At 29.9% G+C, this 26,830-nt stretch carries 25 protein-coding genes; 22 read left to right on the top strand and 3 right to left on the bottom strand.

Translation table 11 applies throughout. The annotated features are described in order from the left end of the window. Positions 1-285: 285 nt before the first annotated feature. The 22 genes from EG240_RS10015 (at position 286) to EG240_RS09915 (ending at position 22,125) form a co-directional block, all read left to right on the top strand. A complete protein-coding gene (locus EG240_RS10015; protein ID WP_125019263.1) occupies positions 286-2,688 on the top strand; it encodes a heavy metal translocating P-type ATPase in 2,403 nt (800 codons plus the stop codon). A 92-nt stretch (positions 2,689-2,780) separates the two neighbouring features. Beyond that, complete coding sequence (locus EG240_RS10010) at positions 2,781-5,576, top strand: T9SS type B sorting domain-containing protein (RefSeq protein WP_125019262.1); 2,796 nt, start codon at positions 2,781-2,783, stop codon at positions 5,574-5,576. Positions 5,577-5,711: 135 nt separating this feature from the next. Next, complete coding sequence (gcvT, locus tag EG240_RS10005; protein ID WP_125019261.1) at positions 5,712-6,794, top strand: glycine cleavage system aminomethyltransferase GcvT; 1,083 nt, start codon at positions 5,712-5,714, stop codon at positions 6,792-6,794. A gap of 263 nt (positions 6,795-7,057) precedes the next feature. Then, complete coding sequence (locus EG240_RS10000) at positions 7,058-7,774, top strand: hypothetical protein (RefSeq protein ID WP_125019260.1); 717 nt, start codon at positions 7,058-7,060, stop codon at positions 7,772-7,774. Positions 7,775-8,280: 506 nt separating this feature from the next. Continuing rightward, positions 8,281-8,403, top strand: a complete 123-nt coding sequence (locus EG240_RS16970) for a hypothetical protein (protein WP_262674887.1) — start codon at positions 8,281-8,283, stop codon at positions 8,401-8,403. A gap of 41 nt (positions 8,404-8,444) precedes the next feature. Then, entirely contained in the window at positions 8,445-8,747 is a 303-nt protein-coding gene (locus tag EG240_RS09995; protein WP_125019259.1) for a hypothetical protein, read from the top strand. Positions 8,748-8,781: 34 nt separating this feature from the next. Further along, positions 8,782-9,183, top strand: coding sequence for a hypothetical protein (locus EG240_RS09990; RefSeq protein WP_125019258.1), 402 nt, complete (start codon positions 8,782-8,784; stop codon positions 9,181-9,183). A gap of 56 nt (positions 9,184-9,239) precedes the next feature. After that, positions 9,240-9,731 (top strand): hypothetical protein, encoded by a 492-nt coding sequence (locus EG240_RS09985; RefSeq protein WP_125019257.1) that lies wholly within the window; start codon positions 9,240-9,242, stop codon positions 9,729-9,731. A 68-nt stretch (positions 9,732-9,799) separates the two neighbouring features. After that, the gene (locus tag EG240_RS09980) at positions 9,800-10,435 is read left to right on the top strand and encodes a hypothetical protein (RefSeq protein ID WP_125019256.1); all 636 of its coding nucleotides are present in this window, start codon (positions 9,800-9,802) and stop codon (positions 10,433-10,435) included. 362 nt (positions 10,436-10,797) lie between these two features. Then, positions 10,798-11,373: a TerD family protein gene (locus EG240_RS09975; protein WP_125019255.1), complete on the top strand. Its 576-nt coding sequence runs from the start codon at positions 10,798-10,800 to the stop codon at positions 11,371-11,373. Between the two features lie 9 nt (positions 11,374-11,382). Beyond that, positions 11,383-12,057 (top strand): TerD family protein, encoded by a 675-nt coding sequence (locus EG240_RS09970; protein ID WP_125019254.1) that lies wholly within the window; start codon positions 11,383-11,385, stop codon positions 12,055-12,057. Position 12,058: 1 nt separating this feature from the next. Then, positions 12,059-12,730, top strand: coding sequence for an HAD family hydrolase (locus EG240_RS09965; RefSeq protein ID WP_125019253.1), 672 nt, complete (start codon positions 12,059-12,061; stop codon positions 12,728-12,730). A gap of 4 nt (positions 12,731-12,734) precedes the next feature. Further along, positions 12,735-13,580, top strand: coding sequence for a phosphoribosyltransferase family protein (locus EG240_RS09960; protein ID WP_125019252.1), 846 nt, complete (start codon positions 12,735-12,737; stop codon positions 13,578-13,580). After that, positions 13,541-14,095, top strand: coding sequence for a TerD family protein (locus EG240_RS09955; protein WP_125019251.1), 555 nt, complete (start codon positions 13,541-13,543; stop codon positions 14,093-14,095). The genes EG240_RS09960 and EG240_RS09955 overlap by 40 nt, the downstream gene beginning before the upstream one ends. 6 nt (positions 14,096-14,101) lie before the next feature. Continuing rightward, complete coding sequence (locus EG240_RS09950; protein ID WP_125019250.1) at positions 14,102-14,713, top strand: TerD family protein; 612 nt, start codon at positions 14,102-14,104, stop codon at positions 14,711-14,713. 154 nt (positions 14,714-14,867) lie between these two features. Further along, on the top strand, positions 14,868-15,506 hold the full coding sequence (locus EG240_RS09945; protein ID WP_125019249.1) for a vWA domain-containing protein: 639 nt from the start codon (positions 14,868-14,870) through the stop codon (positions 15,504-15,506). After that, the gene (locus EG240_RS09940; RefSeq protein ID WP_125019248.1) at positions 15,506-16,144 is read left to right on the top strand and encodes a vWA domain-containing protein; all 639 of its coding nucleotides are present in this window, start codon (positions 15,506-15,508) and stop codon (positions 16,142-16,144) included. The genes EG240_RS09945 and EG240_RS09940 overlap by 1 nt, the downstream gene beginning before the upstream one ends. Positions 16,145-16,299: 155 nt before the next feature. Continuing rightward, on the top strand, positions 16,300-17,343 hold the full coding sequence (locus tag EG240_RS09935) for a TerY-C metal binding domain-containing protein (protein WP_125019247.1): 1,044 nt from the start codon (positions 16,300-16,302) through the stop codon (positions 17,341-17,343). 1 nt (position 17,344) lies between these two features. Then, positions 17,345-18,727, top strand: a complete 1,383-nt coding sequence (locus tag EG240_RS09930; protein WP_125019246.1) for a PP2C family serine/threonine-protein phosphatase — start codon at positions 17,345-17,347, stop codon at positions 18,725-18,727. Between the two features lie 2 nt (positions 18,728-18,729). Next, positions 18,730-20,238 (top strand): helix-hairpin-helix domain-containing protein, encoded by a 1,509-nt coding sequence (locus EG240_RS09925; RefSeq protein WP_125019245.1) that lies wholly within the window; start codon positions 18,730-18,732, stop codon positions 20,236-20,238. Positions 20,239-20,247: 9 nt separating this feature from the next. Then, on the top strand, positions 20,248-21,270 hold the full coding sequence (locus EG240_RS09920) for a TerC/Alx family metal homeostasis membrane protein (protein ID WP_125019244.1): 1,023 nt from the start codon (positions 20,248-20,250) through the stop codon (positions 21,268-21,270). 498 nt (positions 21,271-21,768) lie between these two features. Beyond that, complete coding sequence (locus tag EG240_RS09915) at positions 21,769-22,125, top strand: hypothetical protein (RefSeq protein ID WP_125019243.1); 357 nt, start codon at positions 21,769-21,771, stop codon at positions 22,123-22,125. Positions 22,126-22,294: 169 nt separating this feature from the next. On the opposite strand, the gene EG240_RS09910 is transcribed toward EG240_RS09915, so the two are convergent. From EG240_RS09910 to EG240_RS09900, 3 genes are read right to left on the bottom strand one after another with little or no spacing between them, the layout of a single operon-like run. Then, positions 22,295-24,127 carry an ABC transporter ATP-binding protein gene (locus EG240_RS09910; protein WP_125019242.1) on the bottom strand — a complete coding sequence of 611 codons (1,833 nt, stop codon included), beginning with the start codon at positions 24,125-24,127 and terminating at the stop codon, positions 22,295-22,297. A 5-nt stretch (positions 24,128-24,132) separates the two neighbouring features. Next, positions 24,133-25,857, bottom strand: a complete 1,725-nt coding sequence (locus EG240_RS09905; protein ID WP_125019241.1) for a phospho-sugar mutase — start codon at positions 25,855-25,857, stop codon at positions 24,133-24,135. An 8-nt stretch (positions 25,858-25,865) separates the two neighbouring features. Next, entirely contained in the window at positions 25,866-26,828 is a 963-nt protein-coding gene (locus EG240_RS09900) for a glycosyltransferase family 2 protein (protein WP_125019240.1), read from the bottom strand. Positions 26,829-26,830 lie beyond the last annotated feature (2 nt).

Below are 26,830 nucleotides of genomic sequence, written 5' to 3'. Positions count from 1 at the left end.
ATTAAAGATTAGCTTTACAGATGGTTTAATTCATTTAATTGGATTATTAGTTATTAATTATTTGTCAGAACCATTAACTGAATTACTTATTAAAAGAGAACATTTCAGAACTTTTGAGATGAGTTTAATTTTGCTATTTATGTTCTATTCAATTTATTGTATTTGGAAAGCAGATAAAATTTCTAAAAAAGCAAATAATCCTGAAATTATATAAATCATTCCAGAAATTATGTAAAATTATTTTCTTGAAATCTAAATATCTTTACCAATCTAAATTAGATTATCATGAAAACAAGATATAAAATAAATGAAATGACTTGTAGCGGTTGTCAAGCCAAAGTTATTCAGGCACTACAATCGGTTACAGAATATGTTGAAGTTCATTTACAACCAGCTGAAGCTGTAATTGAATCGAAAAAGAAAATTCCGCTAGAAGAACTTCAACATGCGCTTTCTCATAAAGGTCCTTATACGATTCAAGAAATTATCGTAGATGAAAACGGAACCCAAACATATTCAGAAATTGCCCATCACGCCATTCACAGTTCCGATAAACACAACGAAACGCCTAAAAATTTAGAACATCTATCAGGTAAATATTATTGTCCGATGTTGTGTGAAGGCGATAAAGTTTATGACAGTAATGTCGGTTGCCCGATTTGTGGAATGGATTTAGTAAAAATTGGCGGAAATCCAAATGATAACGATGAGGTTAATCATCTTAAAAAACTATTTTATCAATCTTTAATTATAACTATTCCCGTTTTTATTATTGCGATGTTTGGAATGAAGCACGATAGTTTTATTTATCAATTTATTTCATTTGATTTCGGAATCTGGTTACAATTTATTGGAGCGAGTCTTGTCTTATTTTTAGGACGAAATTATTTAAAACGCGCTTGGATTTCTTTCAAAACTTGGAATTTAAATATGTTTAGTTTGATTGGTTTAGGAGCAATAGCAGCTTATTTGTTTTCATTTTACGTGATTTTAAATCCACATAATTTTCATTCGTCAGAACATTTACCCATTTATTTTGAAAGTGTTGCTGTTATTTTTACCTTAATGATTTTAGGACAATGGTTAGAAGCCAAAGCGCATCAAAAAACAAAATCTTCCTTAGAACATTTATTGAATTTAATTCCTCAAAAAGCAACAATTATAATCAACGGAAATCATTCAGAAATTGATATTGATAAAGTTCAAATTAATGATGAATTACTTGTAAAGCCAGGAGAAAAAATTCCGGTTGATGGAATTATTTTTTCAGGTTCAACCTCGGTAAACGAAGCTTTATTAACGGGAGAACCACTACCAATCGAAAAATCGATAAACGATAAAGTTCTAGCCGGAAGCATTAATACCGACCAAACTTTTACAATGAAAGCTGTTCAGGTTGGACAAGCAACTACAATTGCTAAAATAATTGAAATGGTGAATAAAGCTGGTTTATCACGTGCACCAATTCAACGTTTAGCAGATTCCATTTCAGGATATTTTGTTCCAATTGTTGTTGGAATTTCTGTATTGACTTTTTTTTATTGGAGCTATTTTTCTTTAGAAGCTTCTTGGTTATTTGGTTTACAAAATGCAATTTCAGTTTTAATCATTGCTTGTCCGTGTGCGTTAGGTTTAGCAACTCCTGTTTCCATTTCAATGGGAATTGGCAAAGGTGCACAATATGGAATCTTAATCAAAAATGCAGAAGCTTTAGAATTATTAGAAAAAACAAATGTCGTAATCACTGATAAAACCGGAACATTGACCGAAGGAAAACCTTCACTTGAAGAAATTATTCCGTTACAAAATTACTCAGAAAAAGAATTGGTTTTATTAACAGCGCAATTAAACGCAAATAGCGAACATCCGATTGCGAAAGCTTTTAAAGACAAAGCAACCTATTATCAATTGGATATTAAACCAACAAAAATGGTTGCGAATATTGCTGGGAAAGGAATTCAAGGTATGATTGAGTCTAAAAAGATTTTGTTAGGAAATGAAGCCTTATTAAATCAAAATAAAATTCAGGTTTCTGAAGAAATTAAAAATCAAGTTCAACAGGTTCAAGATTTAGGAAAAACAGTTTCGTATGTTGTTATAAATACCGAAATTATTGGATTAGCCGTAATTCACGATGCAATAAAACCAGAAGTTTCTGAAACCATTTCATTCTTACATTCAAAAGGAATCGAAGTAATTATGTTAACTGGCGACCATAAAAAAACGGCAGAAGCTATCGCAAAACAAATTGGAATTGATAAAGTTTTTGCTTCACAACTTCCAGAGGATAAATTACAAATGATTGAAAAAATCCAATCCGAAGGAAAAATTATTACCATGATTGGTGATGGAATCAACGACGCTCCAGCTTTAGCGAAAGCGAATATTGGAATTGCTATGGGAAATGGTTCGGATTTAGCTAAAGATTTTTCTAAAATAACACTGTTAAATCATTCGTTTTCTAATGTAGAAAAATCAATTCGTTTAAGTGAAAAAGTTATTAAAAATATTAAAGAGAATCTATTTTTCGCATTTGTTTATAACGTAATCGGAATAGCAATTGCCGCAGGTGTTTTTTATTATGCAACTAATACTTTATTGTCACCAATGGTAGCAGCTTTAGCAATGTGTTTGAGTTCGGTTTCAGTAATATCAAATGCTTTGAGATTAAAGAGAATTAAATTATAACACAAAAAAATAAATAGTTTAGTTATTTTTAGTTATTTTTAGTTATTTTTATCGCATACACATCATTTTGAGTAAAATGTAAGATTATTAGCATGAAAAAAACTACTTTATTTCTATTATTTTTAATCACCTCTTTAATTTGTTTGAATGCGTTTGCATCCGATAAAAATATTAAGGATAAAGATTTGATTGAATCATTCAAAAGGCAAGTAGCTGAAAGAGCTTTTTTTGATCAATGTGCAACTATTTTTCCAGTTCCATTTCATGAAACATTCAATACAGCTTCAACCTCAGCCAATTGTTGGAATGCTTTTAATGTAAACAATGATAATGTTGCTTGGACTACTAGCTCAACAAATACTAATGAAGGGAATGGTTGTAAGCAATTACCAGTTCAAAATTTATCTTTTGGTTCAACAAATGATTGGTTGATTTCTCCGAATATAAATTTAGATGCAATTCCAGGAACTAAAGAATTAAAATTTCATGTAAAATTGTCACCTCATTTACACGGAAATTGGCAAGTTGACCAAGTAATTAAGGTTGCTGTTTCAACTACTGGAGGTGCTAATTTAGCAAATTTTACAACTACCATTCTTCCTGGTAAAACTTTTCAAAATGATTTTTATGTTGAGGTTAAGGTTGATTTGGTTAATATTCAAACATTGCTGCCTCTGACTGGAGTTATCAATGTAGGATTTCAAGTAAATCGAAACGCTTATCCTTTAGGAAGAGGAGTTTATTTAGATGATGTAATTATTGATGCAAAACCAGCTTGTAAAGATATAACGCATTTGGTTAGTTGTGTAAACCAGACTACAGTTGATTTTAGTTGGAATCCAGGACAGAATGAAACACAATGGGAATTTTGTGTTGTATCTGCTGGTTCACCTCCTTTAGCTACAGGAACGCTTACAAATATCAATTCTTTTTCTACGACTGGATTGGTTGCCGATACTTGGTACACCGTTTGGGTTCGAGCTATTTGTAGTGCAACTTCGAAAAGTAATTGGACACCAGAATATTTTAAAACCATTCCAAGTGCAGCTTTAGCAAATCCGTTTTGTGGTGATTCTGGAGCTATTGTATTTCAAAATAATTTTGGTTCAAGTAATACTTCGGGCTATGGACCAATTGGTTGTTTAGGATTTACACCAAATGCGATTTGGTATTATTTTGAAGTTGATACTCCAGGAAATTTAGAATTTAATATTGTTCAAAATACATCTTTTAATGCATCTGGTGTTCCAACCGGAACTCCTCTTGATGTTGATTATGTGGCTTTTGGACCTTTTAATTCGTTAGATCAAGCCTGCTCAAATATAGAAATCGAATATTGTTCGGCTTGTCCGGGATATTTACAAGTTGTAAATCCTGGAGCAGTTAATCCAAATTTTTATCCTTATGGAAATATTGTAGATTGTAGTCCAAGTCCAGCAGCCATTGAAACGATGTCAATTCCAAATGCACAAGTTGGACAAATATATGCGGTACTTATTGCAAACTGGGACGGTTTGTCTGGTTTTATCAAATTAGAACAAACCAATTCTAATGCTCCAGGTGCAGGTTCTACGAATTGTGATTTTTTATGTGAGGTAGATTTAGGCGAAGATATCACTGTTTGTAATACGCCAAGTGTTGATTTATCTGGTATAATTGACACAATCGGAGATGGAGATATAACCTCTATCAAATGGTTTAAAGATAATATTTTGATGGATGTTAATCTTTACAATACTTTAAATATTTCCGTTACTGAATCAGGAACGTATAAAATTGAAGTTGAAAAAGAAAATTGTACGCAATCAAGTATTAGTGATGAAATTGTTGTAACTTTTATCAATCCGTTTGATGCAACATTGATTCCAAGTCCATTTTTAGTTTGTGATTTAGAACCAGACGGTGTTCAGCAAGTAGATTTCGAAGCTTTAACGAATACATTTTTATCAAATCAAAATAACGCTAATTATCAAATTACGTATTTCAATACAAATCAAAATGCTATTGATAATGTAAGTTCAATTGATATTCAGAATTTTATTATATCACAATCCCAAACTATTTATGTTAGAATTGCTACTATTGGATTTAATGATTGTGTAACGATTGCTCCAATTATTTTAGATTTTAAAGCATACGAAATTCCGATAGTTAATTTTGCTTATCAAAATCCAATTTGTAAAAGTAACCATGATAAAGTATCACCAATCACTCCAAATGATTTTACTTTTGGAGGAATATTCAGTGGTTCAGCTGGATTGGACATTAACGCACAAACGGGTGAAATTAATGTTGAATTGACCGAACCTGGAGAATATATAGTTAAATATAAATACAACGTTGCTGAACCTAGATGTGGCGAATCGAAAGAATTTGAAACAACAATTAAGATTACTCGAGATATTGATATTGTGATTCAAGGCGGTTGTTTTGAAAATAAATATTTACTTTCGATTTTAGATATTAGTGAAAATGGCGTTTGGAGTAATTTAACTTATCAATGGTCAGGAAATGGAATTAATTCGACAAACAATGAATTTTTTGTCGAAGAAGACGGAAGTTATAATGTTGAGGTAACAACTCCAGAAGGTTGTACGCAAATCGCTTCTATTGATTTAGCCGATGTAAATTGTTTGATTCCGAAAGGAATTTCACCAAATGGCGATGGACTTAATGATACATTTACTTTGAATAATCTTGAAGTTATGGGATTGAAAGTAATTAATCGCTATGGAAAAGAAGTTTATGTTTTTGGGCAAGGTTATAAAAACGAATGGATTGGTCAAGATAAAAACGGAAATCCATTACCAAGCGGAACGTATTTTTATGCCATTCAAACACCAAGAGAAATGATTACGGGTTGGATACAAATTGTAAGAGAAAAATAATTAATATTAAAACGGTTTTCAATTATGGAAACCGTTTTTTCGTATTTAAAAAGATTCGCATTATCTTGAGGTTAAAATTTTTAAAACTCTAAAAAAAGAATTACATTCGCTTTCAAAATTTAAGTAAACAACACAATGAAACAAGTTGCTTTAAACCACGTACACGAAGCTTTAGGAGCAAAAATGGTTCCTTTCGCTGGATTTAATATGCCAGTTCAATACGAAGGCGTAAATATAGAACACGATACAGTTAGAAATGGTGTTGGTGTTTTTGATGTATCTCACATGGGATTATTCAAAATTTCTGGACCAAATGCTTTAGCTTTAGTTCAAAAAGTTACTTCAAATGATGCTTCTACTTTGACAAATGGTAAAGCACAATACAGCTATTTTCCAAACGATAACGGTGGAGTAGTTGACGATATCATTACGTATAAAGTAAGCGATGAAGAATATTTAATGGTTGTTAACGCATCAAACATTGATAAAGATTGGAACTGGGTTTCTTCTAAAAATGATGTAAATGCAACTATGGAAAACTTATCTGATGGATATTCTTTATTAGCAATTCAAGGACCAAAAGCGGTTGAAGCAATGCAAAGTTTAACAGATTTAGATTTGGCTGCTATCAAGTTTTATCATTTTGAAACAGGAACTTTCGCAGGTGTTGAAAACGTAATTGTTTCTGCAACTGGTTACACAGGTTCTGGAGGTTTTGAAATTTATGCAAAAAACGAAGATGTTGAAGCTATTTGGAATAAAGTTTTCGAAGCTGGTGCAGCTTGGGATATCAAACCAATCGGATTGGCGGCTCGTGATACGTTACGTTTAGAAATGGGTTACTGTTTATATGGAAACGAAATCACTGACGAAGCTTCTCCTTTGGAAGCAGGTTTAGGATGGGTTACTAAATTCACTAAAGAATTTACTAATTCAGAAAACTTAAAAGCTGAAAAAGAAGCTGGAGTTAAAAATAAATTAGTTGGATTTGAATTAATCGAAAGAGGAATTCCTCGTCATGATTACGAAATCGTTGATAAGGACGGAAACGTTATTGGGAAAGTAACTTCAGGAACGCAATCACCATCTTTAGGAAAAGGAATTGGAATGGGATATGTTCCAAAAGAATTTTCAACTGAAGGAAGCGAGATTTACATCAGAATTCGTAAGAATGATGTTTTAGCAAAAGTGGTTAAAACGCCTTTCTATAAAAAATAAAACAAAAAGGAAATTTCAAACTAATGAAATTTCCTTTTTTTAGTGAAAGTGTTTACATAAAATTCCGTAACTTTTACTTTTTCAAAACAAAGAATTAGGCGGTCTTTATTATAATCGTTTCCGTTATTACCACAGCGAAAGCGGTAATTACATCTCTAAATCCCAATTGGGTTGGCTGGTGGTAACCCTACTTTGTATGGATATGTAATAGATCATAATTACGGTGTCGTTTCTACTGATAGGGATATATTAAAGTGTACATAATGAGTAAAAAAATAGATATAACTATTGAATTTGATAGTAAAGAAATTGCTCAATCTTCTTTTTTAGAAATCCAAATAAAGAAAGGATATTATGAAATTGTTTTTGAGAAAGTTGAATTTACAAAAGATATTACACTTGAAAAAGAAGAATATCTAGATTTAGCCATAAATTCTAGAGGTTATTATTTGTATTGCTTTGAAAACACAAATATAAAAAAAGGGTATTATGAGATTTTTTCTCTAAAAATAGATAGAGATACATATTTGGAACCATATCAAACATCGTTTTATTTAAGCCTAATCCAATCATGGATAAATAACGAAGAAAAATATGCTTGGAGAAATCTTACAAATCTGAGAAAAAAAGTTTGGATTGAGGCTTGTTTATTTTGGAGTGGTATTCAAACTGTTTTCATTCCTGAAAAAGAAATATTTTTTGAATCACTAGAGGTAAATTCAGAAAGAGATTTGTATTGTTACCTAGGTGAGTTATTTTTTTTGGACAAGGGTTATTTAGGTCAAGATTTAGATGGTCTGGAAGATTGTTTAAGATCTTTTTTGAGAAACGAATCTAATAATAAAGTATGTATTAATAATTTTTCTCATTTAGAAAAAATTTTAAATACACCAAAATCCTTCAAAAAGTATAAACAAAAATATACAGATATCTTAATTGAAATTTTTACTGCTACAGATTTTAAGATAGAATTAAGCTAACTATTTTCAAATTCGAAACCTTCAAAAAGCCAAGATATGGAACTATACAAGCTTATAAACCTATGACTTTTAATGAATTTAATAAGTATTTAATCGATTTATAAAATAAGTTTAAAAAAGTAACATGCAAATAAAAAATGAGAAATGAATTTTTAATAATAATATTGAATTCGTATTTAGATGAAGCTGTTAATTATTTTAAGAATATTAAAAAATGAAGAAAAAACACATGATGGCGTCTATAAAACTTAAGAAATGAATTAGATCCAGAAGAACAAGAAAATTTTGTATTAAATATTATGGATTTAGTTAGAGGATGGATATCTACAGATAAAACGGTATGTTAGCTTAATATTTAAAAATTTATTTCTAGATAGCTCAGATTTGCAATCCAATCATTTAAAAATAGAACAAAAAGGAAATTTCTTTTGGTGAAATTTCCTTTTTTTAGTAAAAGTATTTACATAAAATTTCGTAACTTTTTCTTTTTCAAAACGATGCGTTAAATGTTCTGTATTAAGAACGTTTCTATTATTTCGACTCCGATAATGGATTCTGTAACTTTTAGTATTACAGATATTTACGAGTTTTTATTGGGTTCTAAAATAGAAGTGGATGTTTTGGATTAAATTTTTGTAGATGTCCGAATCTTTATTTCGTTTATATAAAAATGAAAATGATAAATTTTAAAATAGTATTAATTTTACTTTGTTCAATTTGTGTTTTTAGTTGTAGTCTAAATGATGAAAAGAAACAATCTGCTGAAATCATTATAAAGAAGATTGAATTATTTAAAAGTAATGAAAACAGATTTCCTGAAAGTGTTAAAGAACTTGGTTTGAAAGAAGAAATGGATTCTGCTGTTTTTTATGAGAAACTCAATGATTCGGCTTATATTGTTTGGTACGGATTGAGTGTTGGCGAATCAAATGTTTATAGATCTTCATCTAAAAATTGGAATAAAGAAGGCTGATTTTTCTGAGATTTTTGAAAAATAAATATAAATTATGAAATTTAGATTGCTCGTATTGTTTGTATTTTCATTTCTTTTTCAAAGTTGTGATCCAATACATTTTATAACATTTGAAAATAAATCAAATCAGATTATAAAAGTATTAATACTTAAAAAACATAATTCAGATTTTAATCCTTTGAATCGATTTTCAAGTAATGATTCAGTTTACTTTTCTATAAAACCAAATGACAATCACGTATTATATTTTGGAACAGGAAATTGGTCTGACGTTAAAATAAACGAGCTTTCAGAGGCAATCGATAAGGTTCAAATCGAGAATGATTTTACTGAAAAAACGTATAAATCTCATAAGGCAATTAAGCATTTATTAACTGTAAATCGAAACGGAATTATTTTTGAAAATGAAATTAAAATTGTGTTAGATGAAGTATAAATCGTAGAATTTTTGCTTACATATTTTTTAAATTGAACAAGAAATAAGGTATTTGTATGAAACTATTTAATAGGTTATTTGGAACAAACAAAAAAGATAACAACGGACCAATGCCAACTCGTAATTTGAATCTTCAATTTACTCCAACACCAAACAATGGTTTGAATTTTGCCTTGCAATTCCGTCATGTAGTCAAAGAAAATGATGATATTGATTTAGATTTTTCTGTTGAATCTTTGAAATTTATTGACCTTTTTTTGCAACGTTTCAAAGACGAAGGTTTAACAGTAAATGATTTTGCGGAAACTATTTTTATAGCAGGTTGTTATGTTGGTCAAGTGATGGTTGAGAATTGTAAAGCTGAGTGGATAAAACAAGATGAAACAAATTTACCAAACGGTATAACAATGATGCCTATCGTTATCAAATTGCAAAACGGAACGATTACTGATCCAATTGCCAAAGCATTCAAGAGATTTTATAATGGTAATGAAGATAATATATCATTCTATTTCCAGGTTTTTACCGAAGAAAAAATAAAGATGTAAAATTGAAAATTATTGTATCATAAAGAAGTATTTCATAACAATGAATAATCGAATATAAAATTTTAAAAATGATTTCAAGCAAAGAATTAAACATACCAAATCAAAATAAATTACAAACAATTTGTAAAGCAATTTCTGTTTTAGACGCAATACTTTCTCAAGAATGGCCATTTCGTTATTATTCTTACAACAAAAATTGGTCAGATTCCGAAGAGTTTTTCGAAATGCGAAATGGTTCAGGAGATCAGATGCTTATTTTATTTAATCAAAATGGATGTGTAATCAATGGTTTTGCTCATGAATATCCGTATCGTGAAAAAGAAAAATTGACTAAAAACGTACCTGTAATTTTTGATGAATTTATTTACGGAGAACCTGTAAATTCTATAGGTACAACATTCTGTATTTGGATTTCTAAAGATGATGACAAATGGAAAATTGGGCAAGTCGAAGATTTTGATGATAATTCTCAGGAAATGCTAGCTGTTTTTGATGGTGAACCGCAAACCTATATAGATTGGGCTACAGAATATTTTGATGAATGTTTTATCGAAACAGGAATTCCATTAGAAACGGTGAACGATATTTATAACGGAAAAACGTTGACCAAAAAAATGGTTTTAACAATTGTTGATGAACTTGAAGATTGGGAACAATTGGAAAACGACCTAAATGAAATTGGCTATCCATATCATTTTTCATAAAACGAATTTTTGATTTTTTAAAGCCAATTAATTTCAGTTTAATTAGCTACATTTCATTTTTTATAATCTATAAAAGAAGCTGTCTCAAATAATAAATTTGAGACAGCTTCTTTTTTTTATAATAGTTTTTTCAAGGTTAATTTTCTTATTAACATTCATTCTCAAATTTATTTTTTGTCACCAAAATCGTATTTATTTTAAAAAGTTATGTGATAAATAGAAAATCAAAATCCTGATGTTTATTGGGATTTAATACTTTCTGACAAAAAAAGTTAAGATTCAAACTAAAATGATGCTTTTTAATAGTTTTTTATGTTAAAAAAAAGTAGTATATATGCAATTGTATTTAAATAAATATTAAAATGGCTATAAATTTAGTTAAAGGTCAAAAGATTGATATTGGATTAACAAATATTTCAATTGGTTTGGGATGGGATCCAAATGAAGGAACTGGTCACGCATTTGATTTAGATGCTTCTGCAATAATGATAAACACTAATAGAAAATTAATATCTGACGATTTTTTTATTTTTTATAATAATCTGAATTCTCCAGATGGTTCTTTAATTCATACGGGAGATGATCCTACGGGTGGCAATAGCAATGGCGATGATGATGAATCAATATTGGTTGATCTTTCCAAATTAGACGAAAGAGTTGTTGAGATTTTATTTGTAGTTACAATTGAAGATTTTGAAACACGAAGACAAAATTTCGGACAAGTAAGAAATTCTTATATCAGAATCGTTGATAATAACAATAACGAAGAAATTGCAAAATACGAATTAGATGAAGATTTTTCTACTGAAACGGGTGTAGAATTCGGAAGACTTTATAAACGTAATGGCAGTTGGAAATTTGAAGCTTCTGGAATTGGCTATCAGGCTGATTTAAGTTTCTTTTTAGAGAAATATTATGATGGAGAAATAATTAAATAATTCAATATAATGGCAATAAATTTAAAAAAAGGTCAAACTATTGATCTTAGAAAAAATGACAAAGGTGAAAATATTTATGACCTTTCAAAAGTAACTATTGGTTTAGGATGGGACGTTCGTCAAAAACAAAGTGGATTTTTAAACAAATTGTTTGGAAGTAAAGAAGAAGAATATGATTTAGATGCAATTGCACTTTTATTAGATAGTAATGGAAAAGTTGCGAATCTTGGAAGAACTGTTCAAGCTCAAAACGGACAACAGATCAGTCTTTATGAAGGTGATGTTATTTTCTTCAATTCTAAAAATCATCCAAGTGGAAATATTTGGTTAACTGGAGATAATCGAACGGGAGCAGGTGATGGCGATGATGAACAAATTATTGTTAAACTAGATCAATTGGATCAGATTTATCAGAAAATTTTGTTTATCGTAACTATTTATCAAGGCCGTCAAAATAGCCAAAATTTCTCAATGGTAGAAAATGCTTTTATCCGTGCAATTGATGCAAAAGGAAAAGAGATTGCAAAATATAGCTTATCAGGCGATGCAAGTATGAATGGAATGTGTTCGATGGTTTTCTCTGAACTATATAGACACAATGGCGAATGGAAGTTTAGAGCACTTGGAGATTTACATAGTACAGATAGTTTTATTGATATTTTAAGAAATTACACGTATCAATAAGATGAAGTTAAATATTGATTTATATCAACATTTTTCATTCGATTTATGGCTAACAATTATAAAATCAAACCCAGATTATAAGAAAAAACGAGATGAATTATTGAAAGATTTTTTTGCTATTTCTCAACCTCTTGAAGAATTACAACGTGTTGTGAGATATTATGATGTGTTGTGTAATAACATCAGTGAAATCACAGGTACGCATTTTAATCGTTCCAACATTTACTTATTGATTTTAAATAAACTCAATTGCAAGATTGAATCTATAAATAATCAGATGTTAGATGATTTTTGCTTGTTATGTGACGAACTTTTTTTTCAATATAAACCAGAGTTGTTAAATCCACATTTACATTTCATATTGAATGAAATAATAAATTCTGGAAAAACGGCTAATATTTTAAGTAATACTGGATTTATTCATGGTGAAACTTTACGTAAGATTTTGGATTACTATGAATTATCTAACTTTTTTTCATTTCAACTTTATTCAGATGAAACTGGTTTTTCCAAACCCAATAATAAAATGTTTGAATTGGTATTTGATAACGCAATCAAAATCAAAACAATAAATAGAAACGAAATAATTCATATTGGAGATAATCCAGTGGCAGATTTTGAAGGCGCATTGAATGTTGGATTTCAAGCATTATTATACAGAAACGACTCGTGAAAATATGGAAAGAAGATTTAGTTTACATAAAATTATTCAAAAGGAAATTTGTCCGTTTGATGAAAATGAATACAGTCGATTCAAGTTCGGAGATACGCTTTATGCCAAAAAATTTGCTAAAGACCTCTTCGATAATTTTATAAAAGAATATGGTGATTTTTTACTTGAACAATCAGAGATAATTTTGTTTCCAAGTCCTTATAATTCTATACCAACTGCTTCAAATTTTCTGTGTGCTTTTTTTAAAGAAAATCTAAATCATTTTTTGTTTTTAAATGGGAAAAAGGCTTGTATCGAAAGTAAAATTTTCCGAAATCAATCGTATATTCAAGACTATGGTAATATGAATTTTGAAGAACGCTTAGCGCTAATTTCTAATGATACATATTACATAGATAAACATTTTATAGAAAACAAATGTTGCCTTTTTTTAGATGATATAAAAATCACCGGAAGTCATGAAAAAACAGTAAAAAAAATACTAGAACAATTTAAAGTTTCTGGTAAGTTTTTATTTGTTTATTATGCCGAATTGATGAATCCAGATATACATCCGAATATAGAAAATCATTATAACTATTATTCTTTAAAAAGTATAAATGACATTATAGCTTTAATTAATTCAAACTATTTCGAGTTTAATACAAGAATAGTTAAGTATTTATTAATGCTCACTTCTAAAGATTTTGAACTTGTGCTAAACCAGATTTCATTTTCACAACGATTAAAGCTTTTGAACTTAGCTATCAGTAACGATTATTATCAAATATTAGAATATCAAAGAAATATAAATTTTTTAAATAATACATTATGGCAATCAACTTACAAAAAGGACAAAGAGAAAATATAAATGCTCCAAAATTTATTGTTGGATTAGGATGGGATACAAACACTACTTCAACAGGAAATGCTTTTGATTTGGACGCATCGGTTTTTATACTTGGCGAAAATAAAAAAATATTAACAGATCGACATTTTATTTTTTATAACAACTTAAAAGCACCAAACGAATCAGTAGTTCACACTGGAGATAACTTAACAGGAGATGGAGATGGAGATGATGAACAAATCATTGTTGATTTATCAAAAATTGAAGATAATGCAAGTGAAATATGTATCGTAATTACAATTCATGACGCTAATGATAGAAATCAAAATTTCGGACAAGTTCGTAATTCATTTATTCGAATTGTTGACGCAAGTTCAAATCAAGAATTGTTGAAGTATGAATTAGAAGAAGATTTTTCTATCGAAACAGCTGTAGAATTCGGACGAATTTATCGTAGAAATGGCGAATGGAAATTTGAGGCAGTAGGTTCAGGAATGAGAGGTGGATTAGAAGATTATTTAAATAAATACAATTAATAGATAATGGCAATCGATTTACAGAAAGGACAACGAATTAACTTAAAAAAAGAAAACGGTTCTGATTTACAAAATGTATGTGTTGGAGTAAATTGGGGAGTTATTGAAAAAAAAGGTTGGTTTGGCGGTGTTTCTAAAGAAGCAGTTGATTTAGATGCAAGTTGCGTTTTATACGATGGTTCAAAGAATGTTGTTGATCTTATTTTTTTCGGAAATCTTTTTTCCAAAGATGGTTCAATTAGACACAGTGGCGACGATTTAACAGGCGATTTATCTGGCGACGATGGATTAGATAACGAAATTATAACTTTAGATTTCTCTAGATTAAATCCGTCTGTGGAGTTTGTTGCATTTGTTTTGAATAGTTTCCAAGGTCATGATTTTGCTGATATTCCATTTGCGTCAATACGTATTTTCGAAGGTTCTCCTTCAAGAGTTAATAATGTTTTCGCAACTTATAATATCGCTAAAGAACCAAATTTTTCAGGAAGTGTTTCTATGGTTATGGGTGTTTTTTATAAAAGAAATAACGAATGGAAATTCAATGCAATTGGTGAACCAACAAGAGATAGAGAATTAGAAGAAACTGTAGTAACAGTTCAAAGAACCTATTTGTAAAATATAACAAAAGGTAAGAAATAGAATGTTTTTCATGTTTTAGTAAATTTTTTTTTAGAGTTTGCTAGAATTCAGCTGTTTATTTATACAAGCTGAAAATATTATTAACAGCGAAAAACTAATTTAAGTCTTACTTTTTTAAAAGAAATAAAAAATGAGAAGATTACCAGTATATTTATTATTAGACACTTCTGGGTCAATGACAGGTGAACCAATCGAAGCTGTAAAAAATGGCGTACAAATGATGATGCATTCGCTTCGTCAAAATCCACAAGCAATCGAAACTGCATTTGTAAGCATAATTACATTTGATACGGATGCCAAGCAAATTGTTCCTTTGACAGACTTAGCTTCTTTTCAAATGGTTGATATCAAAGCAGCAGGTGTAACTTCACTAGGTTTAGCTTTGAGTTTGTTAGCTGATAAACTTCAGACAGAAATCAATAAAACCACATTAGAACAAAAAGGAGATTGGAAACCAATGACATTTATAATGACCGATGGAGTTCCTACTGATGATTGGCAAGCAGGACTGAATAAATTAAAATCTGTAAACAAAGGTTTAATTGTTGGATGTGCCGCAGGTAGCGATGCTGATGATTCTGTTTTAAGACAAATTACCGAATCTGTAGTAAGATTAGATAGCGCTGACTCAGAAAGTATTTCAAAATTCTTTCAATGGGTTACAGCTTCAATATCTACTTCTTCGACAAAAGTTGAAGAATCAGGAAAAGAGATCACAGGTTTGGATCAATTGCCACCACCACCTTCAGAATTAGTAATTGTTTCGTAATGAATAGGAGATTATTAGCTTATTTCCTTTTAGATACTTCGGGTTCGATGCGTGGAGAAGCTATTCAAGCCTTGAATAATGGTTTTAATGGATTAGTTAACATGCTAAGAACAGATCCGCAAGCTATGGATTCATTGCATATTAGTGTGATTACGTTTGATAGAGAAGTGCAAAATATTGTGCCTTTAACTGATTTAGCAAGTTTTCAACCAGTAGAGATTTTTTGCCCAGATAGCGGTCCTACACATACGGGGCAAGCGTTGGAAGTATTAACAAATTTAGTTGGAAGAGAACTTATAAAAGGTACAAATGAACGCAAGGGAGATTGGAAACCGTTGTTGTTTATTTTTACAGACGGAAAACCTTCTGATTTACAAAAATATCGTGAGTTTATCCCTAAGGTAAAAGCATTAGATTTTGGAGTAATTGTAGGTTGTGCAGCTGGTCCAAAAGCAGAAGTGAATTTTTTACAGGAGCTAACAGATAATGTTGTAAAACTAGATACTACCGATGTAAATACATTAACTACATTTTTTAAATGGGTAAGTTCTTCTATTGAAATGAGTAGTAAATCAAAAGGAATAGGCGAAACAATTGATTTACCGCCACCTCCGAGTGAATTGAACATTATAATTTAAATCGGTTTATTTCAGATTAACTGATTTATCAAAAAAGGGTGATTTTATCTAGTTACATTTTTTGATAAATATTCAAATTGTTAGATGAAATGTTTAGATAAAAATTATAAAATCATGGCTCATAAGATTAATAATAAAATACAAACTACATTGAAATGAGAAGATTACCAATCTATTTTTTAATCGATATTTCTGAATCAATGGTTGGAGAACCAATTGAACAAGTTCAAGAAGGAATTGCCACAATTATAAAGGAATTAAAAACCGATCCATATGCATTGGAAACGGTTTGGGTTTCTATAATCGGTTTTGCTGGTAAAAGCAAAGTTATAACGCCTTTGCAAAATGTTGTTACGTTTTATCCACCAAAAATTCCAATTGGTAGTGGAACATCTCTTTCAAATGGTTTGAACGAACTGATGAATTCTATTGATAGAGAAGTTACCAAAACCAGTTATGAGCAAAAAGGTGATTGGAAACCAATTGTGTTTTTGTTTACGGATGGAATTCCGACCGATGATACTGAAAAAGAAATTCAGAGATGGAATAATAATTATAAAAGTAAAACAATACTTGTGGTTATTTCAATCGGCGAAAATACAAACTATAATCTGTTGGGTAAAATATCTGATAATGTGTTGAAATTTAATAATATAAATTCAAATGCATATAAAGAATTTTTTAAATGGATTACAGCTTCAATTAAAGCTACAAGCGAAAACATTAATAATACAAACATTGATGGTATTAATCTAAGTAAAGTTAATGATGATATAATTGAAAGAATTGATGTTACAAAAAAGCATAATCTACCTGATGAAAATTTTGTTGTCTTGAATGGAAAATGCTCACAAACAGAAAAATTATATCTAATTAAATTTAGAAAATCATCTCAAAATTCATTCTTGCCTGATTTTCAAACTCGAATTTTTAGATTGGATGGAGCTTATAAGATAGATGAAATCGCTTATACAGAATATTCAAACGACAAGGATTATGCTCTAAAAATATCTTCAGATGAACTTTATGGAAATCCAAATTGTCCTTGTTGTGGCAATCAGATTGGAATAGCACATTGCTTGTGTGGTGGAATTCATTGTATTTCTGGCGACGGAGAAGCAACTTGTCCTTGGTGTGGAAACTTAGGTTATTACGGAATTGGTGATGGTAATTTTGATATAAATCGAACTCTTGGATAAAATGGAATTATTTTTAAAACAATTATTAGCAGAAAATAATATTGAAATCAATAAGGTAGTTAATATTACTCTTAATAAATTGAATGACAATGCTAAAGTAACGGAATTATCCAAAACAATATCTGGTTTAAAAAATCAAATAATCGAAATATTTAATATGTATAGAGAAAGAGAAGATTTTAAGGAAAAACATTTATCTATCACTAATGCTAATGCCAAAAAGGAATATGATTTTATAATTGATTTGCATGAATTCCCAAATATTGTAATTAAAGAAATACGTAATTTAGATGTTGTCGGATTAAGATTTGATCCAAATACAAATCGAATTTTCGGAATTCCGAATATTGCAAATACCATTGATATTCAGATTGTTTTTTATAACAAACTAGACAGAAATAGAAGCGAAGATATAAAAATCATTCCTTTTATTGTAAATGCTGATCCCAAAGATTTATGGTTAAATAAACCAAGCGATCAAAATGCAAAATTCCCTAAAAATGATGAAGCTTCTTTTTCGAGCGATTTTTTAGATAAAAAGATTATTGTAGCTTCAAAAAGAGGTCGCTCGCATGCTCATGATGGAACTTTCAGAGATGATGATTTTAGCGTAAAAATGTTACCTGATAATTGGGCGATTATCGTTGTTGCTGATGGAGCTGGTTCTGCAAAATATGCAAGACAAGGTTCAAAACTAGCAACAGAATTTATAGCTGAGAGTTTCAATAATGCAGAAATCTTAAATATTTTGAGTACTGAAGTCACAGCTTTTTTTTCGGATAAACAAGAAACAGATGAGGTTGAAAGAGTAAAACATAAATCTTCAATCATCAATGCACTTTATAAAGAAGTGCGTAACCTGCATACTCAATTAATTGATTTCGCCAAACAAGAAGAAATGCTTCTTAAAGATTTGAATTCAACATTGATTTTTTCATTGTGTAAGAAATTCGATTTTGGATACGTTGTGCTTTCTTTTGGTGTGGGCGATTGTCCAATAAATATTGTTTATAACAATCATCAAGATGTAAAATTGTTAAACACTTTAGATGTGGGCGAATATGGAGGAGGAACTCGTTTCATAACAATGCCTGAAATTTTCACGAAAGAAATTGTAAATCGATTTTCAATAAACAGATTTGATCATTTCGATAAATTATTTTTAATGACTGATGGGATTTATGATCCAAAATTCATTACCGAAAATAAATTGGAAAATATAGAAGCATGGCAAATTTTTTTAAAAGATTTAAATGGTGAAAACGAAGATAAAGTAAAGGTTGATTTTGAGAATATTAGAAGTCAAGAAATAGAACTTTTACAGTGGTTAGATTTTTGGAGCAAAGGAAATCATGATGACAGAACTCTTGCAATAATTTATTAATTATGGGTATAATCAGAGTTAGTTCTATAATCGATCCAACAAAAAACTACGAGTTTGTAGATGATGGCAATCCGAAACAAGGTGGTGTAAAAGATGTTTTTTTTGCACCAAACAGAAAATATGTCGTTGCTTTTTTTAGAGATAAATTAGATTTTAATCAAAAAGATAGATTAAAACGAATTGTCACGTTGTATTTAGACAACATTAAAAAAGGGAATTCATCTGATTATTTTCTGGATGAAATTTTTAGATGGCCGTATGACGTAGTTGAAAAAAATGGAATAACAGGAGTTATAGTTCCAATTTATAGTTCCAAATTCTTTTTTCAAAAAGGATATTCAGCAAATGATACCATAAAAAATGGCGAAAAAGTTGGCAAATGGTTCACGTCGCCTTCGTTTAGAAATAAACAATATCCACTTTCTTTGGATAAATCTGAATTAGGTGATTGGTTAAGTTATTTTCAGATTGCCATCAATATCAGTCGAGGAGTCAAGAAAATGCACCAAATGGGATTAGCTCATTCAGACTTATCTTACAATAATGTTTTGATTGATCCTGTTACTAAATCAGCAAATATAATTGATTTAGACGGTCTAGTTGTTCCAGGATTGTTTCCGCCCGAAGTAATTGGCACTGCTGATTTTATTGCTCCTGAAGTTTTAAAAACAAAGCATCTAAAAATTGGTGATTCTAATAGAATATTGCCAAATCAAAAAACAGATTTACATGCTTTAGCCGTATTGATTTATATGTATCTTTTTAGAAGACATCCGTTAAGAGGTGGCAAAATTTGGGATTTAGATTCAGAAAAAGATGAATTATTGGCAATGGGTGAAAAAGCAATTTTTATTGAACATCCAACCGATAACATAAATAGAGTAAAATCAGATCAACTGAGAAAATGGGATGTTTTTTGGGGAGATCCTAAAAAAATATCATATAAATCTGCTGGTCCATATCTATCAAAATTATTCGAAAGAGCTTTTATTGATGGATTACATAATCCAATGTTAAGACCAATTGCAAACGAATGGGAAACAGCACTTCTTAAAACAGTAGATTTAATCCAACCGTGTAGTAATAAAAATTGTGATGAAAAATGGTATGTTTTTGACAATACAACAAAACCAACTTGTCCATTTTGTAATACATCGCACCAAGGTTCTCTGCCAGTTATTGATTTATATTTCAAATTTAAAGATGATGTTTGGAAACCAGAAGGACATCGATTAATGGTTTATCATAATCAGTATTTATTTAAATGGCACGTTTCTAAAAATGTAATTAGAAACGAAACCTTAACAAAAGAAGATAAAATTCCTGTTGGATATTTTACTTTTTATCAAAATAAATGGGTCTTGGTAAATCAATCATTAAAAGGAATGAAAGATCTTACGGAAGATATTGAAATCCCAATTAATTCTATGGTTGAATTAACAAACGGAAAAAAAATACTATTATCAAACGAAGAAGGAGGACGTCTTCTTTATATCACATTAACTAATTAAATTGATAAAATGCAACAAAGTATTATAGATCTTCATCCTGGTTTAGTTTGGGGTTTTGGAATAGTCGTAATTATAATGTTACTACTTGATTTAGGTATATTTAATAAAAAAGCTCACGAAGTTTCTTCAAAAGAAGCAACAATTTGGTCTATTGTTTGGATTTCGCTGTCAATGGTTTTCTCTGGCGTAGTTTATTATGTGTTTAATCAAGATGCCGGAGGTCATGCATTAGCAATCGAGAAATTTACACAATTTCAAGCCGCATATTGGATTGAAAAGGCTTTATCAGTAGATAATTTATTTGTGTTTATTTTAGTTTTTGGTTTCTTTAAGGTACCTAAACATTTACATCACAAAGTATTATTTTGGGGAATTATTGGGGCTTTGCTTTTTAGAGCAATTTTCATATTTGCTGGAGTTGAGATTATAAATTTAACTTTTTTACCTGAAATGAGTTTACTGGGCAAAGATGTAAAAATTAATGTTGTCATGACTCTTTTTGGAATATTCTTAATTTATGCAGGAATCAAATCTTGGGGAGGTGATGATGGCGATGAAGATGAAGATTTCAGTAACACAGCAGGAGCAAGATTGGTGAAAAAATTCTGGAAAACATCTGATAATTATGATGGTGATAAGTTCTTTACTATGCAAAATGGAGTAAAAATGGCAACACCTTTATTAGTTGTAGTTGCTGTTATAGAATTTACAGATTTGTTATTCGCAGTCGATTCAATACCTGCAATTTTTGCAATATCAAACGATCCATTTATATTATATACATCAAATATATTTGCTATTTTAGGATTACGTTCGTTGTATTTCTTGTTGGCAAATTTTATTCACATGTTCAGTAAGTTGCCTTATGGATTAGCCATTATTTTATCTTTTATTGGAGTAAAAATGTTGATTTCACCTTGGTATCATATTCCTTCACCTATTTCTTTAGGGATTGTAGGATCTATTTTGGTTATTTCAGTTATTGTATCGATTATGTTTCCTGATAAAAAAGAAAACGCTGAGGTTGATTAATCGTTGAAAACAAGCTGGTTTTTTGCTAAAAATATTGTGCAATTAAAGTTGTATTTATCGCTTGAGCCCATCTAATATTAAATAATCAATTTCTATTTTGCTTCAATGTTTTTTATTTCCGAAAAAGAAAAGGATTGATTTTAGGTCAAATTCAGTCTTGAAGAATAAAGTTATTTTGGTAACTGGTGCTACTTTTGGCATTGGCGAAAGAACGGTTTATCAACTAGCTCAAAATAATGTTACATTGATTTTGGTTGAGTGATTTTATATAAAAGTTTGAGAATTTTGAACTATCTAAAAATTATAATGAAACCAGTTTGGCATGTATTCTGTACTTTTTCAGTACCTTATTCTAACATTTTATATTATAATCTTTGTGTTTAATACTTTAAAATTTCATAATAACTACTTTAGTTCTTATTGATTTTTATTAGTTTGAATAACTAAATAATTATGATAATGCTGAAGTGCTTTTTAGTAATAACAACTTGTTTTCTTTTGATAAGCTGTGATAAACGAATTAATGAATCAGCAGATAAAGTCAATTACAGAGATAATTCTAAAATTGAATCACTTTTTGAGTTTCCAGATACCGTTAAGATAGGAGAAAAAAACATAGCCAAATTAACTTTCTATAACCGTACTTTCGACACAATTATTGAGCCTAGAATAAAAGGATATGTACAATTTCGATTTTTATTATTTTCCGAATATTATCCAGAAAATGAAAATCAATCTAATTCTAGAATTTATGCAGATTCTATTTTGTTAGATACGAATAGTTTAAAAATTTCTTATCAATTTGATGAAATAGGAAATTTTTTTATTGGAGGTTTAATTCGAGATGAATTATAATATGATTATCGACATATAAAAACCGATAGTTTATTAAAGTTCGCTACTCATAAAATAGTTTCAAAAAAAGTAATCGTAGTAAATTAATTTTCAAAAAAAATACTCTTAGAAAATAAAAAAATCACTCAATTTTTAGTTGAGTGATTTTCTTTCTATTATTTGTAAATTTTTAACTCTCAAAAGATTGCAACGAAACTAGTTTTGCGTACGTTCCGTTTTTAGCTAATAATTCGTCATGTGTGCCTTGTTCAACAATTTGTCCGCGGTTCATAACTACAATATTATCAGCTTTCTGAATCGTTGATAAACGGTGCGCAATCACAACCGATGTTCTGTTTTGCATCATTTTTTCCAATGCATCTTGTACCAAACGTTCGCTTTCTGTATCTAATGCTGAGGTTGCTTCATCGAGAATCATAATCGGAGGATTTTTCAAAATAGCTCGTGCGATAGAAATACGTTGTTTTTGTCCGCCCGAAAGTTTGTTTCCTGCATCGCCAATGTTTGTATGAATTCCTTCTGGAAGATTCGCTACAAATTCGTAAGCGTTGGCAACTTTTAATGCTTGAATAACTTCCTCATCATTTGCATCTAATTTTCCAAGTTTTACGTTATCGGCAATTGAACCATTGAACATAATTGAATCTTGAGTAACCAATCCCATCTGATCGCGTAGTGAATGTAAAGAAATATTTTTGATGTTTTCACCATCGATTAAAAGTTCTCCTTGGTTTACATCATAAAAACGTGTTAGTAAATTGGCAATCGTACTTTTTCCTGAACCAGATTGTCCAACTAAAGCAATTGTTTTCCCTTTTGGAATGTCTAAAGTAAAATTCTTTAAGACGGCATCATCATTGTAAGCAAATGTTACATTTTTGATTTCAATTCCTTTATCAAACGAATTTATGATTTTAGCATTTGAATTATCTTCAATTGGATTTTTAACTTCTAAAATTTCAAAAACACGATCTGCAGCTGCTAATCCATTTTTAACTTGGTATGATGCTTTAGAGAATGCTTTTGCAGGTGTTAAAATGTTATAAGCTAGTGCAATGTAGGTTAAGAATTCAGCTCCTTTAATAGATTTGTCAACCAATACTAAATTTCCACCATAAACTAAAAGTACTCCAATAATCACAATTCCTAAAAATTCACTCATCGGTTGTGCTAAGTTATTTTTTTTAGCAATTGAGTTTGAGATTTTAAACAAACGATCAATAGACTCTTTAAATAATTTTGAAAAATAAGTTTCAGCATTGTAAGCTTTAACTACTTTTAAACCACTCAACGTTTCTTCTGTAATCGAGATTAAATATCCATTTTCTTGTTGTGCCTTCGTGGATTTTGCCTTTAATGTTTTACCTATTTTTGTTATGATTAACGCAGAAATTGGAATAAAAACAAATACGAATAAGGTTAATTTCCAACTAATAAAAAACATGGAAACAAGTGCAAATAATATAGTTAAAGGTTCTTTAATGATTAATTCTAAAACTAAAAAGAAAGATGCTTGTACTTCATTAATATCACCAAGCATACGTGACATCACATCGCCTTTTCTTTTTTCAGAATAATAAGAAACAGGTAATGATACTATTTTATTATACATTTTTTCACGTAAATCACGCAAAACACCATTTCTTAATTTGGTAATATTCTGTAAAGCAAAATAATTAGATAAATTTTTAAGCAAGAAAGTAATTAAAACTAGACTTACAGTTATCATTAATCCATAATAAACACCATATTTATTTGAATATTCATTTACATAGTAAAATAAATAGTCTTGCCAATTTTTAATTGCATCAATAAATCCTGTGTATTTTGGATATTTGGTGATTTTTTCACCTTCTTTGAAAAGAACCTGTAATACAGGAAAAATAAAAATCATACTAATAGTACTAAAGAGTGCGTATAAAACATTAAAAACAATATTTAACACAACATTCTTTTTGTATTTTTTAGTGTAGGGAATTATTTTCTTTAAATTGTCGTCCATATAATTTATAAATTCAAATCTTTGATTATGTTATCAATTTTGTCAGATAAATAAGCATCTGCATCTTTGATTTCTTCAACATTTTCTATTGGCATATTCACGCTCATATAGAATTTAATTTTTGGTTCTGTTCCGCTTGGGCGAGCACAGATTTTGCTGCCATCAGCAAGGTAATAAATCAATACATTAGATTTCGGAAGTTTTAAATCTTCGTATTCTTTTGTATCCATATTTAAAGCTTTTGAGCTTTGGTAATCTTCAATAAAAACTACTCGTTCTCCGTTTAATTCCGATACCGGATTCTCACGTAAATTCGTCATAATTTGTTTGATTTCGTTTGCACCTTCAATTCCTTTTTTAGTGATTGAAATTAAATGCTCTTTAAAGTAACCGAAATCAACATATAAGTTTTCTAATTCTTTGTATAAACTACTTCCGGCAGCTTTAGCAATTGCGGCAATTTCACAAACTAATAGAGTAGAAGCAACCGCATCTTTATCACGAACTGCATCTCCGACCATAAATCCGAAACTTTCTTCACCACCTCCAATGAATTTTAATTCAGGAAAGTCTTTGATCATTTTCGCAATCCATTTAAAACCTGTTAAACCAACTTTACATTCAACGCCATAAGCATCTGCTAAGTTGAACATCATTGGAGTCGAAACAATAGTTGAACCGATGAACTCTTTACCAGTTAATTTGTTATTACGTTTCCATTGTTCTAATAAGAAAGCCGTCATGATTACCATGGTTTGGTTTCCGTTTAAAAGGACCATTTTTCCATTGTTATCACGAACAGCAACTCCTAAACGGTCAGAATCTGGATCGGTTCCAATAACGATATCTGCATTAGTTTCTTCAGCTAATTTCAAAGCCATAGTTAAGGCTTCTGGTTCTTCTGGATTTGGTGATTTTACTGTAGGGAAATCTCCGTTTGGTTCTGCTTGTTCTGCAACGATATTTACATTGGTATAACCAGCTTTAGCCAAAACATTTGGAATCGATTTTATTGAAGTTCCATGTAACGAAGTAAAAACAATTTTTAAGTTTTCTTTCGCTTCTGTAGGGATATCGAAACTTGCATTTTCAATAGCTGAAACTGCAAAAGCTTCATCTACTTCTGCTCCAATATATTCGATTAACGATTCGTTAGCTTCGAATTTAATGTCTTCATAGTTTAAACTATCAATTAAATTTATAATTTCTTGATCTTGTGGTGGAACTAGTTGTCCGCCATCTTGCCAATAAACTTTATATCCGTTGTATTCTGGTGGATTATGAGATGCTGTTAAAACAATTCCTGCGTGGCAGTTTAAGTATTTTACAGCAAAAGATAATTCTGGTGTTGGGCGTAATTCTTCAAATAAGAAAACTTTAATTCCGTTTGCAGAAAAAACATCTGCAACTACTTTTGCTAACGTATCGCTGTTATGACGACAATCATAAGCAATAGCAACTTTGATTTCTTCGTTTGGGAAACTTTGTTTTAAGTATTGAGATAAACCTTGTGTGTTTTTTCCTAATGTATATTTATTAATTCGGTTCGTTCCAACGCCCATAATTCCTCGCATTCCGCCAGTTCCGAATTCTAAATTTTTATAAAAAGCATCTTCCAATTCGGCAGGAGATGAAGTCATTAAATCTTTAACTTTATCTTTTGTTTCTTGATCGAATGTTGGAGTTAACCACTGATTTACTTTTTCTAAAATGTTAGTTTTAATTTCCATGTTGTTTTTTATTTTTTAATCATAAGTGTTTCTGAAACTTTGTACCTTTTTTCTTTCTTGTTTGATTTTAAAATGATTTCACCTAAAAATCCAGCTAAGAAAAGTTGAGTTCCTAAAATCATCGTAGTCAAAGCTATGTAAAACCACGGATTACTAGTAACTAAAATGGCAGGTTCGCCAGTTGATAATTTGTATAATTTGTAAATTCCGATAAAAAGCGTTGCACAAAATCCAATAAAGAACATTAAAACACCTAAAGCACCGAATAAATGCATCGGTCTTTTTCCGAATTTAGATAAAAACCAAATAGTTATTAAATCTAAAAAACCATTGATAAAACGGCTTATTCCAAATTTGGATGTTCCGTATTTTCTAGCTTGGTGCTTTACAACTTTTTCAGTGATTTTATTATAACCTTCATTTTTTGCAAGTACAGGAATGTAACGATGCATTTCTCCGTAAACGTCGATGTTTTTAACCACTTCGTTTTTGTAGGCCTTTAAACCACAATTAAAATCGTGTAATTTTAATCCAGAAGTTTTACAAGCTGCCCAATTAAAAAGTTTTGAAGGTAAGTTTTTTGAAACTACCGAATCGAAACGTTTCTTTTTCCAACCCGAAACTAAATCGTAATTTTTATTTACAATCAATTCATATAATTCTGGAATTTCATCCGGACTATCTTGTAAATCGGCATCCATAGTAATGATAACATCACCTAGTGCTTTTTTAAAGCCAATATTTAATGCTTGAGATTTTCCGTAATTTTTCTGAAAACGAATGCCTTTCACATTATTATCATTTTTAGAAATATCAGAAATTACTTTCCAAGAATTATCGGTACTTCCGTCATCAATAAAAAGAATTTCATACGAGAAATTATTAGAATTCATCACTCGTACAATCCAAGCGTGTAATTCGGGTAACGATTCTTCTTCGTTTAATAAAGGGATAACGATAGATAAATTCATTG

Origin of the sequence: Paenimyroides tangerinum (genome assembly GCF_003865405.1) — a bacterium.
Classification (GTDB): domain Bacteria; phylum Bacteroidota; class Bacteroidia; order Flavobacteriales; family Flavobacteriaceae; genus Flavobacterium; species Flavobacterium tangerinum.
Note: the sequence above shows the minus strand (reverse complement) of the source record. Positions and strands in the feature narration are given on the sequence as shown.